Annotated in this window: 13 protein-coding genes; 8 read left to right on the top strand and 5 right to left on the bottom strand. The window is 71.5% G+C overall.

Going from position 1 to position 15744, the window contains the following annotated elements; translation table 11 throughout:
• Positions 1-65 precede the first annotated feature (65 nt).
• Positions 66-902 (bottom strand): enoyl-CoA hydratase/isomerase family protein, encoded by an 837-nt coding sequence (locus AC2XR2_RS00460; RefSeq protein ID WP_491513859.1) that lies wholly within the window; start codon positions 900-902, stop codon positions 66-68.
• A 119-nt stretch (positions 903-1021) separates the two neighbouring features.
• Here AC2XR2_RS00460 and AC2XR2_RS00455 point away from each other — a divergent pair, with 119 nt between their 5' ends.
• A complete protein-coding gene (locus AC2XR2_RS00455; protein WP_491513858.1) occupies positions 1022-2239 on the top strand; it encodes an acyl-CoA dehydrogenase family protein in 1218 nt (405 codons plus the stop codon).
• A 343-nt stretch (positions 2240-2582) separates the two neighbouring features.
• On the top strand, positions 2583-3248 hold the full coding sequence (locus AC2XR2_RS00450) for a nitroreductase (protein ID WP_491518381.1): 666 nt from the start codon (positions 2583-2585) through the stop codon (positions 3246-3248).
• A gap of 80 nt (positions 3249-3328) precedes the next feature.
• Here AC2XR2_RS00450 and AC2XR2_RS00445 read toward each other — a convergent pair whose 3' ends face one another.
• From AC2XR2_RS00445 to AC2XR2_RS00435, 3 genes are all read right to left on the bottom strand, one after another.
• Positions 3329-4531 carry a PP2C family protein-serine/threonine phosphatase gene (locus AC2XR2_RS00445; RefSeq protein ID WP_491513857.1) on the bottom strand — a complete coding sequence of 401 codons (1203 nt, stop codon included), beginning with the start codon at positions 4529-4531 and terminating at the stop codon, positions 3329-3331.
• A 233-nt stretch (positions 4532-4764) separates the two neighbouring features.
• A complete protein-coding gene (locus AC2XR2_RS00440; protein ID WP_491513856.1) occupies positions 4765-5334 on the bottom strand; it encodes a hypothetical protein in 570 nt (189 codons plus the stop codon).
• Positions 5331-6356, bottom strand: a complete 1026-nt coding sequence (locus AC2XR2_RS00435; RefSeq protein WP_491513855.1) for a DUF4232 domain-containing protein — start codon at positions 6354-6356, stop codon at positions 5331-5333. Before AC2XR2_RS00435 ends, AC2XR2_RS00440 begins: the two co-directional genes overlap by 4 nt.
• Positions 6357-6485: 129 nt before the next feature.
• On the opposite strand from AC2XR2_RS00435, the gene AC2XR2_RS00430 reads away from it, so the two are divergent.
• The 3 genes from AC2XR2_RS00430 to AC2XR2_RS00420 all read left to right on the top strand — a co-directional run bounded on the left by AC2XR2_RS00430 (position 6486) and on the right by AC2XR2_RS00420 (position 10269).
• Positions 6486-7214, top strand: a complete 729-nt coding sequence (locus AC2XR2_RS00430; RefSeq protein WP_491513854.1) for an HAD family hydrolase — start codon at positions 6486-6488, stop codon at positions 7212-7214.
• A 170-nt stretch (positions 7215-7384) separates the two neighbouring features.
• On the top strand, positions 7385-8668 hold the full coding sequence (locus tag AC2XR2_RS00425; protein ID WP_491513853.1) for a serine hydrolase domain-containing protein: 1284 nt from the start codon (positions 7385-7387) through the stop codon (positions 8666-8668).
• A gap of 14 nt (positions 8669-8682) precedes the next feature.
• Entirely contained in the window at positions 8683-10269 is a 1587-nt protein-coding gene (locus AC2XR2_RS00420; protein ID WP_491518380.1) for an alpha/beta hydrolase, read from the top strand.
• Positions 10270-10340: 71 nt separating this feature from the next.
• Here AC2XR2_RS00420 and AC2XR2_RS00415 read toward each other — a convergent pair whose 3' ends face one another.
• On the bottom strand, positions 10341-11333 hold the full coding sequence (locus tag AC2XR2_RS00415) for a helix-turn-helix transcriptional regulator (protein ID WP_491513852.1): 993 nt from the start codon (positions 11331-11333) through the stop codon (positions 10341-10343).
• A gap of 109 nt (positions 11334-11442) precedes the next feature.
• Between AC2XR2_RS00415 and AC2XR2_RS00410 the strand changes: the two genes are divergently transcribed.
• From AC2XR2_RS00410 to AC2XR2_RS00400, 3 genes are all read left to right on the top strand, one after another.
• Entirely contained in the window at positions 11443-11862 is a 420-nt protein-coding gene (locus AC2XR2_RS00410; protein WP_381303083.1) for a VOC family protein, read from the top strand.
• 321 nt (positions 11863-12183) lie between these two features.
• A complete protein-coding gene (locus AC2XR2_RS00405; RefSeq protein WP_491513851.1) occupies positions 12184-14454 on the top strand; it encodes a M4 family metallopeptidase in 2271 nt (756 codons plus the stop codon).
• 231 nt (positions 14455-14685) lie between these two features.
• Positions 14686-15654 carry a cyclase family protein gene (locus AC2XR2_RS00400; protein ID WP_491513850.1) on the top strand — a complete coding sequence of 323 codons (969 nt, stop codon included), beginning with the start codon at positions 14686-14688 and terminating at the stop codon, positions 15652-15654.
• Positions 15655-15744: the final 90 nt, after the last annotated feature.

Here is a 15744-nt window from a genome sequence, read left to right as displayed (position 1 = left end):
ACCGGTTCCTCGGTTCTGTGTTGCCCGGAGGTTACGCCTTGACGGGCGGGTTAGTGAAGAGTGACTCAAGAAACACTTTCCGGCGCGAGGGCCCCGGACCGAGCGCCGGGCGCCTTCGGACGGCCCCGCGAGGCGAGGAACGCCGCCATGAGCTCCTGCGCTCGCGGGCCGTCCGCCAGGGTGGCGATCGACCGCGCTTCCGCGGCGAGGTGCTGCCGCAGTCCGTCACCGTCACCCGCGCGCAACAGCGCCTTCGCGGCACGCAACGCGTCACCGGCGCCGGCGGCCAGGACGGACGCGGTCCCGTGCGCCGCCTCGTCCAGTTCCCCGTCGTCCACGGACCGGGAGACCAGAGCCCACTTCTCGGCGTCGTCGCCGGTCAGGACCCGATCGGTGAGGATCAGCTCGGCCGCCCTGCGAGGGCCCACCAGATGCGGCAGGAACCACGAGGCCCCGCAGTCCGGGGTGAGCCCGATCGCCGTGTACGCCAGCCGGAACCGCGCCGACCGGGCCGCCAGGACCACGTCCCCCACGAGGGCGAGACCGACCCCGCCGCCCGCGGCCGCGCCGCGCACCGCCGTGACCAGCGGCACCGGGAGGTCGTACAGGGCCTGTATCGCGGCGTGCGCGGCACCCGCCACGGCACGCACATAAGCGCCGGTCTCCGCGCCCCGGCCGGCGAATGCGCGCAGGTCACCGCCCACGCAGAAGCTGCCGCCCGCGGACCGCAGCAGCACCGCGCCGCCCGGGTCGGCGGCCACCTCGACGGCCGCGTCCCGCAGCGCCTCCGCCGTCCTCAGGTCCAGGGCGTTGCCCCGCGCGGGATCGTCCAGTCTCAGCTCGACGACCCGGTCGGGGTGGCGGACGATCCGGACCGGCTCGGTGCTCACGGACAGGCTCATGGGCGGTGCTCCTCGCGTCTTCCCGTCGCCGGGTGCTTCCCGGCAAGATACTGAAGACGCTATACAGTTTCTAGGATGCGGCGGGCCGGATGCCCGTACGCCCGTCGGCGGGAGGACCCGTGCCCATCCAGTTCGATGTCGATCCGACAGTCGCCCAACTCGTCGCGTCCACCACGGAGTTCGTGCGTGAGGTGGTCGTCCCGGCGGAGCGCGAGTGCGGCGGGTCCGTGCACGACGCCCCCGAGGCCCTGCGCGAGACCCTGCAGAAGGCCGCCCGTGAGGCGGGCGTCTTCGCCCCCCACGTGCCCGAGCGCTGGGGCGGGCACGGTCTCGACCTGCGCGGACAGGCGGCCGTCTTCGAAGCCGCGGGCTACTCCCTGCTCGGGCCGCTGGCGCTGAACTGCGCGGCCCCCGATGAGGGCAACATGCACCTGTTGGAGAAGGTGGCCACCGAGGAGCAGAAGCAGGCCTATCTGCGTCCCCTCGCCGCGGGGGAGATCCGGTCCTGCTTCGCCATGACCGAACCGGCGCCGGGTGCCGGGGCCGATCCCCGCTCCCTGCGCACCACCGCGACCAGGGTCCCCGGCGGCTGGCGCCTCGACGGGCACAAGTGGTTCATCACCGGCGCCCACGGAGCCGGCTTCGCCATCGTCATGGCCCGCACCTCGGGCGGCCCCGGCGACCCGGGCGGCGCCACCATGTTCCTGGTCGACGCCGGCACGCCCGGCATGCGCCTGGTCCGCACCATCGAGACCCTCGACGAATCACTCTTCGCCGGACACGCCGAGATCGTCTTCGAGAACTGCGTGGTGGGGGAGGAGCAGGTCCTCGGTGAGGTGGACCACGGCTTCGAGGGCGCCCAGGTCCGGCTCGCACCCGCCCGGCTGACCCACTGCATGCGCTGGCTGGGAGCGGCCCGCCGTGCCCAGGACGTCGCACTGGAACGGGCGGGGAGCCGGATGGCGTTCGGCTCGGCGCTCGGAGACCTCGGCATGGTCCAGCAGATGCTGGCGGACTCGGAGATCGACATCGAGGCGAGCCGCGCGCTGATCCTGCGTACCGCCTGGGAGTTGGACACCGCCTCACCGGCCGCCGCCCAGCTGAGCTCGGTCTCCAAGACCTTCGTGGCCGAGGCCGTCAACCGCGTGGTCGACCGCGCGGTGCAGATCTGCGGCGCCCTCGGCATCTCCGCCGCCGACGCGCCGCTGGCCCGTCTGTACCGGGAGGTGCGGCCGTTCCGGATCTACGACGGCCCCTCGGAGACACACCGCTTCGCCATCGCACGGCGCGCGGTACGGCCGTACCGGCAGGCACGGGCGGGAGCGGTGGAGGGGTGATGGAGGGGCTGGGCAGTGTCCCGGCGATCATGAGGCGAGTCAGATGACGAGTGCGGCTGCGGTGACGACGGCGGGTAGACATCGCCGCGCTCGTCGAACCTGGTCGCAGCCGCGCGGAAAGCCTTCACCTTGTTGATCGCCGGTTCGACGGTGCTGCGCTTCTCGTCGCGGTCGTTGTCGACACAGGTAGAAGCGGCTCCAGCCGTTCCCACTGCGCACCCGTCAAGCCACCTCTGTCTCCCACAGCCCCATCAACGACTGGACATCTCCAGCCTCCGGCGACGTTCGGTGCTCACCGCTGAATACGGTGGAGGAGCCCGGTCGAATGAGAGGACGCGAGGACGTGGATGTGTATGAAGCCGTGGACAGTCGCCGGGCCGTGCGGGCGTTCAGCGATGAGCCGGTGCCCAGGGAGGTACTCGAACGAGTGCTGACCGCAGCGACGCGGGCTCCTTCCAGTGGGAACCTCCAACCGTGGCATGTGTACGTCGTGACTGGCGAACCCTTGGCCGAACTGAAGAGACACGCAACCGCCAGGGCACGGGCGGGAGACCCGGGTGATGAGCGGGAGTACCCGATGTACCCGGACGAACTGACCTCGCCGTACCTGGACCGCTTCTCCGCTGCGGCCGCCCAGCGGTACAAATCCCTGGGAATCGAGCGCGACGACCCTGACCGGCCCCACAAGATCGCCGCCTTGAACTCGGAGGCGTTCGGGGCGCCGGTCGTCCTCTTCTGCTACCTCGACCGGATGATGGGGCCCGGACAGTGGGGTGACGCGGGGATGTATCTGCAGACCGTCATGCTGTTGCTGAGGGCGGAAGGATTGCACAGCTGCCCCCAGGTGATGTGGACCATGTACCGCAAGACTGTCAGCCGGACAGTCGGAGCCGATGACGGGCTCGTGCTCTTCTGCGGCATCTCAGTGGGATTCGAGAAGGAAGGCGTGCCGAGGCTGCGTACCGAGCGGGCGGACATGACGGAAACGGTGAGCTTCATCGGAGTGTGACCGCTGACAGCCGAGATCGACAGGAGACTGCCTGAGGCGCTGGGGCCGGCTTCAGCGTGGTAACGGGCGGCATACGACGGTCAAGAGCCTGCCGCGGCAGGTGCCGGGCCGTCAGCGGCCCCGGGCCCGTACCAGTCCAGGCACAGGACGGTGGCGTCGTCGCGCACGTGGCCGTCGCAGGCGTCGGTGACCGCGTGGACCAGGGTGCGCACGACCTCGCGCGGGTGTTCGGCCGCGGTGTCACGGACGAGTCCGGGCAGATCGACCTTCTCCGCCTGCCGTTCCACCATGCCGTCGGTGAAGAGGATGAGGCGATCACCCGGACGCAGGTCGATGTCCTGCACCCGGTAGGCGCCTTGACCGACGACGCCGAACGGCAGGTTCACGGTCAGGGACAGCTCGGTGACCTTGTCCTCGCGCAGCCGCAGCGGCCAGGGATGGCCGGCGTTGACGAGCTGGGCGCTGGTGCCGTCCAGGGCGATACGCAACAACTGACCGGTGGCGAAGGTGCGGCGGCCGTGGTCGAGGAGGGCCTGGTGGGTCCTGCGGGCCTGCTCGGCGAGGTCCACGCCGGCGCGCCGGGCGCCGCGGGAGGCGTTGATCAGGAGGGTGGCCATGAGGGCCGCGTCGACGTCGTGGCCCATGGCGTCGGTGACGGACAGGTGCAGGGTGTCGTGGTCGAGCGAGTAGTCGTAGGTGTCACCGGCGATGTCGGCGGCCGGGACGAGCGCGCCGGCCAGGGCGAAGGCGGGAGCCTCGCAGGCCGCGGCCGAGGGCAGCAGCTGGCGCTGGATCTCGGCGGCGAGACTGACCGGGGTGGTGCGGTTCCCCCAGTGGTAGAGATCGGTGAAACGGCGGTCGGTGACGATGATGTAGGCCAGTGCGTGCGCGGCCTCCTCCACCTGCTCCAGGACGTCCTCGTCGGCGTGGTCGAGGAACAGCTCCAGGATGCCGATGGTGTCGCCGCGGTTCGAGACGGGCGCGAGTACGCAGTCGCCCTTCCCGTCCCTGGGGATCCGCACCAGGTTCTGGGTGCGCAGGACCTCGTCGTACGCGCTGTCGCCGATGAGGGGGACTTGCTCGGCGTGGCGCTCCTGCGGCGCGGTGGCCTCGTCGCTGACCCGCAGCAGGCGCTGCCCCACCATGTCGACGAACAGGAAGGACACCCGCCGGGCGCTGAAACGGTCACGTAGATTGCGCGCCACGACGTCGAGGGAGCTCACCGGTGCGGCGTCCTCAGCCGCGGCCAGTACCTGAGCCAGCTCGATCCGATCGCTCGCCATGTCATCCTCCCTGGGTTACGAGGTCGTTTTCCCACTGAGGCGGCGGACACATCATTTCTGTGACGGATGCCTCCTGAGAACGCTCCCGCAGTGGCTCGTGCCGTGTGCGAACGGCGCGCGCACTCGCGCCGCCGCTGCCGGGAGTACCGTCCCCCTGGGCTCCGTGACGACCGACGGTTCCCCGAAAGCATCGGCCTGTCGCTCCTGCTTGCGTGCGTCCCGCCCCGGCCGCCCTAGGGCTCCTGCGTCAGCTTGAGCTCGAACCGGAACTGCCGCAGGAAGGTCCTCGGGTCCCGCACGACCTGCCACAGCCCGACCGACAGCAGGGCCAGGCTGACGGCGAAGCAGATCCAGAACACGAACTGGGCACCGGACGCGAGGGCGTGGGTGGTGCCGTCGTCGTAGCGGCAGTAGGCCTGCGGGGGAAAGGGCTTCGAGACGCCGACCCCTCCGTAGTACATGGAACACGGATCCTCGCCGGGATCCTTGATCGTGTCGTCCGCCGTCACGACCAGCAGCCAGGCCATCGCCGCCACCGGAACCGTGACGAACACGATCACCTTCGGCCAGACCGGCAGCCGAGGGTGCCCGAGCAGTCCGGTCAGCGCGACCAGTACCACCACGAACACGGCGACGACGACCGCCGCGGTGAGCTGCCGCTCGTACACCTCGACCAGGAGCCAGACGACCCCGGCCACCGGGGGAGCGGTGAGGAGCACGACCTTGATCCCGGGCGCGACCCGCGGGTGTACGAGCAGGAACACGGCGAGCGCGCACGCGATCACGGCGAGGAGGGCCGTCACGGGCGGGCGGAGGGCGTGGCGGGCGTGGTGGCGGGGCCCCGGTACGTCTCGTCCTCGCGCCACGGGCCGACCCCGAGCTCTCCGGTCGTTCCGAGATCGAGCTCCGGTACGACCATCACCGGATCGGCCGCGGGCCTGGCCCACACGCGCACGTACGGCGCGTTCACCGCCTCGCCGGCCTGAGTGGTGTTGCGCCAGGCCAGCGAAGCCACCGCGGCCTCACCCGGACCGAGGACCACCGGTCGCGGGCCGCCGTCCCCTCCGAGCCCGGTGCTGATCCCCTCGGTGCCCCGCAGGATCCGCACGCCCTTCACGGTCTCGTGGTCCGCGTCCTCGAGTTCGAGCTTCGGAAACCCGTCGAGCCGGTACGGCCGTGGACCGCAGTTGACCAGGTGCAGACCGACGACGCGCAGCCCCATGGCCGCGTCCCCCTGATCGGCGTAGAGACGCACGCCCGACGTCGGACACGGCCCGGCGGCGGTCGACGCCTCGGCTTCGGGGACGCTGCGTACCTTGGTCACCCGCACGCCCGTCACCGCGGGCGGGTTCCCGACCGCCTCCCTCATGACGACGGTTCCCTTGACGGTCCGCCCCGGCCCGACCGCCTCGACGGTCCGCTCCCCGTTGTCGACGGCGCCTCCCGACGCCGACAGGAACCCGAAGGTCAGGGTGTAAGTGGCCTTCTCCGTCCCCTGGTTGGTGAGTTCGAAGTCCGCGCTGTAGTCGACACCCGCGCAGCCGCTCTCGGGGCCCCAGGCGTACAGCACGGTGATGTCGACGCCGTCCTGGGTCGCGCCGCCGGGGGAGGGCAGAGGCAGTGCGGAGGGCGTGCCGGAGGGGAGAGGCGACGCTTCTGAGCGCGGGGTGCCGCCGTAGGGCACAGGGTCCTCGGGGCACAAGACCTCGGCCCGGACAGGGGAGTTGCCGTCCCCGCCGCCCGGCGAAGCGCCCTGGGTACCACATGCGGTGAGCAGCAGAGCCGCGGTGAGGACGGTCGGTGCGGTGCGGGAGACGGTCGGCATCCGCCCACCCCACCAGGGGCCACGGGCAAGGGCTGTGACGGAACCCACACCTCCGGTCACAGCGGTGTCACAGACCACAGGGGTGCCATCGGGAAGGTGGTTTGCATTCTGGCCATTAGGGTCCAGGCCATGTCCGTCACCGCAGTCATCTTCGACTTCTTCGGGACCCTGACTCCCAGCACGCCGGCGCATGTCTGGGACGACCATGCCGCACGGAGCGCGGCTCCCCTCGGCATCCCCGCGCGCACCTGGCGCACGGCTTTGGACACCTCGTTTCCCGAACGGGCCACCGGGAGCCTGGGCGATCTGACAGCGACCTTCCGCACCCTCGCACGGCGCTGTGGAGTCGAGCCGAGCGCCGAGGCCCTCGCCGCTGCGTGCACCGCTCGGCTGACGGCGCAACGGGAGCTCTTCGTCCTGCGCGAGGACGCGGTCCCGGCACTGACCGCACTGCGGGCGAGGGGCCTGCGCGTGGGCGTGCTGAGCGACTGCACGGCGGAATTGGCCGAGACGTGGCCGCAACTGCCTGTGGCCGAACTGGTCGACGCCCGGGTGCTCTCCTGCGAGGAGGGACGGCGCAAACCCGATCCGGAACTCTTCCGTCTGATCGCGCACCGACTCGATGCCACCCCGCAGGAGTGCCTCTACGTCGGCGACGGGGGAGGACACGAACTCACCGGAGCGTCCCGCTGCGGTATGCGGGCGTTCATGCTCCGGGCCACGGACTGGACCGACAACGACGCCCACACCCGTGAGGACGACTGGGCCGGCTCCTCCGTGTCCGCGCTCACCGAGGTACCGGCACTCGTGGATCAGGCGAGCGGCGGCCCGACCGGGCGACCGGCACCGCCGGCGTGAAGGCCGACAGCACTGCTCTTCCGCCGACCGCCGCAACGGGACGGCGACCCGCCCTGACCGGACACCGGTGCGGGGGTACGCCGCAGGTGCCGTCCTGTGGCTGACCCCACCCGTGAAGGGGCCGCCAGCCCGAGTGACCCGGCCGCGGCGCCTGCCTAGCGTTGGGGCGCATGGCGCTCTCCCTCCACACCTCGACGAAGGGCCGACGCGCAGGCGTGGCAGCCCTGTTGGCCGCCCTCGTCCTCCCCGTCGCGCCGGCCGCCGCACAACCGCGCCCGACGCAGCCGCCCGTGGCACGACCGTCCCCCGCCCAACCGCCTCCCGCCCAACCGCCTCCCGCCCGGCAGCAGTCCGTCTGCGGACCGCACGGCGACCTGCGCCAGGCCCTGCGCACCCTCGCCGATCACGACCGGATCACCGGTGCCACCGTCCTGATCACCGACGCCAACGCGGAGGGACCCTGCGGGAGTCGGGCCGCGAGCGTCGGAACGGCGGACCTGAGCACGGGCCGGCCGATGAACGCCGGGGACCGGTTACGGGCGGGCAGTGTCACCAAGACGTTCACCGCGACCGTCGTGCTCCAACTCGCCGCCGAGCACCGGCTCGACCTCGACGCCCCCGTCGACCGCTACCTGCCGGGCCTCGTCCGGCACAACGGGTACGACGGCCGCCGCATCACCGTACGGCAGCTGCTGCGGCATACCAGCGGGCTGCCCGACTATCTCGACGCCCCTGAATGGGAGCACCCCGAACGTCTCCGGTACCGCCACTTCGAGCCCCGCGAACTCGTCGCCCGCGCCCTCGACCTGCCCCGCCCGAGCGGCACCTGGTACTACGCCACCACCAACTACCTCCTCGCGGGAATGATCATCCGCGCGGTCACCGGTCACGAACCGGAGGCGGAGATCACCCGCCGCGTCATCCGGCCCCTCGGACTGCGCGACACGTACTGGCCCGGGGACGACACTCGCCTCCGCGGACCCCACTCGCGCAGTTACTTCACAGCCGAGGACGGCCGGCTCGTGGACGGCACCGCCTGGAACACGACCTTCGGCGGGGTCGGCGGCGCACTGGTCTCCACCCCGGCCGACCTGAGCCGGTTCATCACCGCGCTGCTCGGCGGCCGGCTGCTGCCCGCGGACCAACTGGCCGACATGCGGCGCACGGTGGCCGCCGACCCCGACCGGCTCTGGCCCGGCGCCCGTTACGGGCTCGGCCTGATCGCCTCCCCGCTGCGCTGCGGCGGCCGGTGGTGGGGCCATGCCGGGACCGTCCCGGGAGGCCACCGGGCCCTGACCGCGGTCGGACCGGGCGGACGGACCGTCTCCGTCGCCCTCAACCAGGTACCGGCCACGCTGCGGGCGGAACAGGACTTCCACGACGTCGTCCAGGCCGCCTTCTGCGAAGACCCGCCTTCCCGAGCGACACAACCGACCGAAGGAGAACACCAGTGACCCGCACATCTCCCGTGCCGCACGGTGCATCGGCATCGGCATCGACATCGACATCGACAACGACGAGAAGAGCCGCCCTGGGCCTGGCCACCCTCGCGCTCGCCCTCACCGCGTCACCCGCCGCAACGCTCCCCGCCCAGGCGGCCTCCGACCCACTCGCCCGCTACCACCATCAGCGCCTCGACTGGAAGAGCTGCGTGCGCGGCCCCGACGACGCGACCGGCAAGGAACTCGAGCAGGCGGGCGCCCAATGCGCTGACGTGCGCGTGCCGTTGGACTACGGCAACCCCGACGGCCGTACCGTCACCGTCGCGATCTCCCGGATCCGCGCCACCGACACCGCCCACCGCGTCGGCCCCCTGCTGCTCAACGGCGGTGGCCCGGGCGGGCAGACGCTCGGTGACCCGCCATGGGTCCGCGCCGCGATGAAGGACGTCGCCGCACGCTACGACGTGGTGGGCGTGGATCCCCGCTTCGTCGGCCGGAGCACCCCGCTGGACTGCCACTGGCCGACCGGCTCGGCGTTCCGCGGTGCGGGCGTCGACCGCGCCGGGTTCGGCCGCATGGCGGCCTTCGCCCAGGACCTCGCACAGCGCTGCCGCCGCCACGCCGGTGACGTGCTGCCGTACGTGAACACCCGCAACACCGCGCGTGACCTGGACGTGATCCGTGCCGCGCTCGGTGAGCGGCGGATCTCCTACCTGGGCTATTCGTACGGCAGTTACCTGGGCGAGGTGTACACCACGCTGTTCCCGGGCCGCGTAGAGCGGGTCGTCCTGGACGGTGTCATCGACCCGGACCGGTACGGTCCCCGGCTGCTGCGGGGCAGCGAGAAGGCCAACCGCCACGCCCTGAAGGACTGGGCCTCGTGGGCCGCCGCCCGTCACGCGACCTACGGCCTTGGCCGCTCCGGTGGGGCGGTGCTGGCGACCGTGGACCGCGTCCAGGCCGCCGCCGCCCGCACACCCCTGCGGCTCGGGACGTACCGGGTGGACGAACACGTCGTTCCCCTCGTCGTGTTCAACGGCCTCTCCCAGGACAACGACATCGCCTACGGGGACTTCGCGCAGGCGGTCCAGGACCTGCTGCGCGCGGCGCAGGGGCGGAACGTCACCCCCTCTCCCTGGCTCGCCGAGGCCCTCGGGTTCATGCTGACCGGCAGCGACTCCCACTACGGCAGCGTCCAGACCGCGATCCTGTGCGGCGACGCCGCCGCCCCGAGGGACCCGGAGGTCTACTGGCACGACGTCCAACGGGCGCGCGAGCGCGACGAGTTGTTCGGTCCCGTCACGAACAACCTCAACCCGTGCGCCTTCTGGGACCCGCCCCGCGAACGCCCGACCGTCATCAGGGACGACCTCCCCGCCCTGCTCGTCAACGCCACCGGAGACCCGCGCACCACCTACGACGGGGCGACCGCGGTACGCCGGATGTGGCCCTCCTCCCGACTGGTCACCCTGCGCGGCGCCGACCAGCACGCGGTCTACGGCGTCTACGGCTCACCCTGCGCCGACGCCACGGTCAACACCTACCTCGCCACCGGCCGCCTCCCGGCCAAGGACGTCACCTGCGCCGCCCACCCCTCCGGCACCCGTCCGTAGCGCGGTCAACAGGCCTTCACGACACGGTCGTAGCGCGGTCAACAGGCCTTCGTCAGACGGCCGTCGCGCGGTCAACGGGCCTTCGCCGCACGGCCGTAGCGCGCGGAGAGTTCCGCGAACGCCGTCGCCAGCCGGGGTGGCCCGACGACCTCGATGTCGGCGTCGAAGCGTCCGAGGGCGGCGGCCAGGCCGGTCCAGGACCACGAGCCGAGGGTGAGCCGGCAGTGGTGCGGGCCGAGTTCCTCGACGACTCCGTCCTCGGCGTAGGGGGCGACGTCGGCGGCCGGCAGATGAAGGACGACCTCGCCCTCGCAGGGCCACCGCGTACGGGTGCCGTCGTGGCCGTCGTGGCCGTCGTTCCCGCGGAACCGTCCGGTGACGAAGGCCGCCACGTCGCCGCCGGGCAGTTCACGGGGGGCGAAGCGAGGCCCGTTCGGTGTGCGGGGCCGGATGCGGTCGACGCGGAAGGTGCGCCAGTCCGCACGGTCGAGGTCCCAGGCGACGAGGTACCAGCGGTCGCGCCAGGTGACCAGGTGATGCGGGTGCACACGACGAGGTGCACCCGCTGAGGTGCCCGAACCCGGGGTGTGGTCGAAGCGCAGTTCCTCGCGGGCGCGGATGGCGCGGCCGACGTCCAACAGGACCTGACCGTCCGTCCGCGGGGCCCTGTGGTCGTCGGGCGGCCGGACCGCGGTGACGCGCAGCAGGTCGATGCGGTGGCGCAGCCGGGGCGGCATGACCTGGCGGAGGGTGGCCAGTGCGCGTACGGCGTCGTCGGCGACGGCCGTGCCCACCGTCACGGTCTGGAGGGCGACCGCGAGGGCGATCGCCTGGTCGTCGTCGAACAGCAGGGGCGGCAGCTGGTGGCCGGCAGCCAGCCGGTAGCCGCCCCCGGGCCCCTTCACGGTCGTGATCAGGTAGCCCAGTTCACGCAGCCGGTCGATGTCCCGGCGCACGGTGCGCGCGGTGATGTCGAGACGCTCGGCCAGATCCCGGCCGGACCAGTCACGGTGCGTCTGCAACAGCGAGAGCAGCGAGAGCAGCCGGGAGGAGGTTTTCTGCATGACGTCCATTCTCCTGGCAGTACAGGACACGACCTGTCCGCTACCTCCGCCAGGGTTGCACCCGAGCCGCTCAGCACGAGCGACCCATCACCGAGCCGAGGAGCGCGACATGTCCGTCACGACCACCACCCACCTGAACTTCCGCGGCGACGCACGCGAGGCCCTGGACTTCTACCGGTCCGTCTTCGGCGGACGCACGGCCGCGGTCACCTACAAGGACGCGGGTGCCGTCCAGAACGAGAGCGAGGCGGACTGGCTGATGTGGGGAGAGGTCACGGGCGACGAGGGCTTCCACGTCATGGCCTACGACGTGCCCTCCCAACTGCCCTGGGACCAGGGCAGGAACGGGTTCTTCGTCTCCGTACGGGGCGAGGACACCGAGGAGATCAGCGCCCTGTGGGCCAGGCTCGCCGAGGGCTCGACCGTCGTACGACCGCTGGAAGCGGCACCGTGGGCGCCGCTGTACGGCATGCTCACCGACCGTTTCGGCGTCACCTGGGTCCTTGACGTCGCGGTCGCCTGGTCGTGATGCCTCAAGTGCCTCAGGTACGTCAGGTGCGTCAGGCCGAAAACCGGCACCGTGTGTGCCGGTTTGGCCTGACTGACCTGATCAAAACAAGCCGATGTCTTGATGCACTCATGACAAGAACATCTTCGCGATGCCACTCTTCTCCCGGCGTTCACAGTCCCCTCACAGGTTCATCACGCGGTTCAGCCGCGTTCTCACCACCGCCACCCCCCACCTCCTTCCACCCGCATGCCGTGCAGCGCTCCGGACCGGCGTACCCCGCCGATCCGTCTCGTCCACGGCCCCCACCACGGGCCGGCCGTCGTACCGAAGGAGAACTCGTTGTCCCTGTCACACCGCGCGCTCGTGCGGCGCAGACGCGCCACCGCGCTCGCCCTCACGGCCATAGGCTCCCTGCTCGCCCTGGCCGCCCCCGGCCCGGCCGACGCCACCCCGACGGACGCGGGCCGCCCGGCGCAGATCACGGCCACCCCCCGGGCCGGCGCCGCCCAGACCTCCCTGACCCCCGCCCGCCGTACCGCGCTGGTCAGGAGCGCCCAGTCCGCGGCGGCCGACACCGCCCGCCGCATCGGCCTCGGCGCCAAGGAGAAGCTCGTCGTCAAGGACGTCGTCACCGACGCCGACGGCACCCAGCACACCCGCTACGAGCGCACCTTCGCCGGCCTGCCCGTTCTCGGCGGCGACCTCGTCGTCCACGACAGCCGCGGCCGTACGACCGTCACCAAGGCCAACGCGACGCGCCTCTCGGTGCCCTCGCTCAGCCCGAAGGTCACGGCCCGGGGCGCCACCGACAAGGCCCTCGCGGCCTCGAAGCGGGACCGCGTCCAGGACGCCGAAGTGGGCAACGCCTCCCGCCTGGTCGTCTGGGCCGGCACCGGCAGGCCCGTACTGGCCTGGGAGACCCTCGTCGAAGGCGTCCAGAAGGACGGCACGCCCAGCGAACTCCAGGTCGTCACCGACGCCGCCACCGGCAAGGAACTCCTGGCCGCCGAGAAGGTGCACACCGGCGAGGGCACCGGCCAGTACGTCGGCACGGTCCCGCTGGGCACCACCCCGTCCGGGTCGACGTACCAGCTCGTCGATCCCGACCGGGCCGGACACAAGACGTACGACCTGAACCAGGGCACCTCGGGCACCGGCACCCTCTTCGCGGACGACAACGATGTCTGGGGCACAGGCCTGCCCTCCAACCGCCAGACCGCCGGTGTCGACGTGGCCTTCGGCGCCGCGGCCACCTGGGACTTCTACAAGGAGGCCTTCGGCCGCAACGGCATCCGCAACGACGGCGTGGCCGCCTACAGCCGCGCCCACTACGGCAGCAACTACGTCAACGCCTTCTGGCAGGACTCCTGCTTCTGCATGACCTACGGCGACGGCTCGGGCAACACCCACCCGCTGACGGCGCTCGACGTGGCCGCCCACGAGATGAGCCACGGCGTCACCGCAGCCACCGCGGGCCTGGTCTACTCGGGTGAGTCCGGCGGCCTGAACGAGGCGACCTCCGACATCTTCGCCGCCGCCGTCGAGTTCCACGAGAACCTCGCCGCCGACCCCGGCGACTACCTGGTCGGCGAGAAGATCGACATCAACGGCGACGGCACGCCGCTGCGTTACATGGACAAGCCCTCCAAAGACGGTGACTCCAGGGACAGTTGGAGCGCCGGCCTGGGCGGCATCGACGTCCACTACTCGTCCGGTCCCGCCAACCACTTCTTCTACCTGCTCTCCGAGGGCAGCGGCGCCAAGACCGTCAACGGCGTCTCCTACGACAGCCCGACCTCCGACGGCCGGCCCGTCACCGGCATCGGCATCGAGAACGCCGCCGCCATCTGGTACCGCGCCCTGACGACGTACATGACCTCGACCACCGACTACGCCGGCGCCCGCACCGCCACCCTGTCGGCCGCCGCCGACCTCTTCGGCGCCTACAGCCCGACCTACCTCGCCGTCGCCGACGCGTGGGCCGCGATCAACGTCGGCAACCGCATCGCCCTCGGCGTCAACCTCGCCCCCGTCGCCGACCAGATCAGCGGCGTCAACCAGGTGGTCAGCCTCCAGCTCGACGCCTACACCACCAACACCGGGTCCGCGCTGACCTACGAGGTCACCGGCCTGCCCGACGGCCTGACCGTCAGCCCGAGCGGCCTGATCAGCGGCACCCCGACCACGCTCGGCACCAGCGACGTCACCGTGACCGTGACCGACAGCACCGGCGCGAGCGCCACGGACACCTTCAGCTGGCAGATCGCCTACGTCTACGCCAACACCACCCGCGTCGACATCCCCGACAACGGAGCCGCCGTGGAGTCCCCGGTGACCATCACCGACCGCGACGGCAACGCCTCCGCGACCACCACGGTCTACGTCAACATCGTCCACACCTACCGCGGTGACCTCACCGTCGACCTCGTCGGCCCGAACGGCACCGTCTACTCGCTGCTCAACCGCAGCGGCGGCTCCGCCGACAACGTCGACCAGACCTTCACGGTCAACGCCTCCGCCCAACCGCTCAACGGCACCTGGAAGTTGCGCGTCCAGGACCGTGCGTCCATCGACGTCGGCTACATCGCCCGCTGGCAGCTGACTCCCTGACGCCCTGAGCCGCCGACATCGGCACCCAGCCGCCCGGGTCCCTCGGGGCCCGGGCGGCACGGTTCTCTCCATGAGCACCCGTGCATGTGCGAAGCTGGTTTTACGATCACGAGGACGGTGCTTCTCCGTGTCACGGCGTCAGCCGGGCGCAGACGCCGTGAGTCCGATCCGTGTCGCGTCCGGTGACGTCCTGCCGTCGGAGCCGTTCCAGCCTGGGAGCGGTGAGTACAGATGAGTCCGAGTTCCGGCGATTCCGCGCATCCCGCACCGACCGGCGTCGGCAACGGGCCCGCCGTCTCCCGTCGGGAGTTCGACGCGCTCTTCGAGGCCGTTCGAACATGGGGTCGCTGGTCCCCGGCCGACCGCGGTGCCTGGAACCGGGTCACCGCGGACCATGTGCGGCGGGCCGCGGCGCGCGTGCGGACCGGGACGGTCGTCCCGCTGGCGCTGCCGTGGAACACCCGGCCCGGCCCCGGCAACCGCAAGCCCGCCCTGCACCACATGACCGACCTCGGTGACGTGGAGGCGCCGGAACCCTCCACCCACAAGGACTTCATCGCCGCCGACTACCACGGCAAGGGCATCTCGCATCTCGACGCGCTGTCCCACATCGCCTATCGGGGGCAGCTCTACGACGGCCGTACGGCACACGAGGTCGTCGACGCCGCGGGCGCCCGCTTCGGCGCGGTGTCGACGCTCGGGTCCCTCGTCACGAGGGGAGTGCTCCTCGACCTGCCCGCCGTCCTCGGAATCCCCTGGCTGGAGCCGGGTCGAGCGGTGCACGCCGATGACATCGTCGTCGCGGAGAAGGCGCTCGACGTGACGATCGGCGAGGGCGACGCGGTACTGCTGCGCTCCGGACACGTCCGGCGCCGCGAGGAACTCGGCGCCTGGGACCCCGACACCGCCAGCGCGGGCTTTCATGTGGACGCCCTGCCGCTGCTGGCCGAGCGTGGCATCGCGCTGCTCGGCGGAGACGGCGACAGTGACGTACGGCCCTCACCCGTGGACGGCGTGCATTCGCCGGTCCACGCCCTGGCCGTGGCCGCGATGGGGGTGCCACTGCTGGACAACCTCGACCTGGAAGCGCTGTCCGGCGCGACCGCGACGGCGGGGCGCTACGACTTCCTGCTCGTCGTGGCGCCGCTGAACGTCCCGGGCGGGACCGGCTCGCCCGTCAACCCGGTCGCGGTCCTGTGACACCGATCCGGTCCGGTCACCGTGCGTGAGGGGCCCTCGTGAACGGTGACTCGCGCGTCCAATGCCCGTATCCTCGTCCATACCAGACAT

The organism is Streptomyces sp. LS-MS-L19 (assembly GCF_058382285.1).
This window is presented reverse-complemented; position numbering and strand designations above follow the sequence as displayed.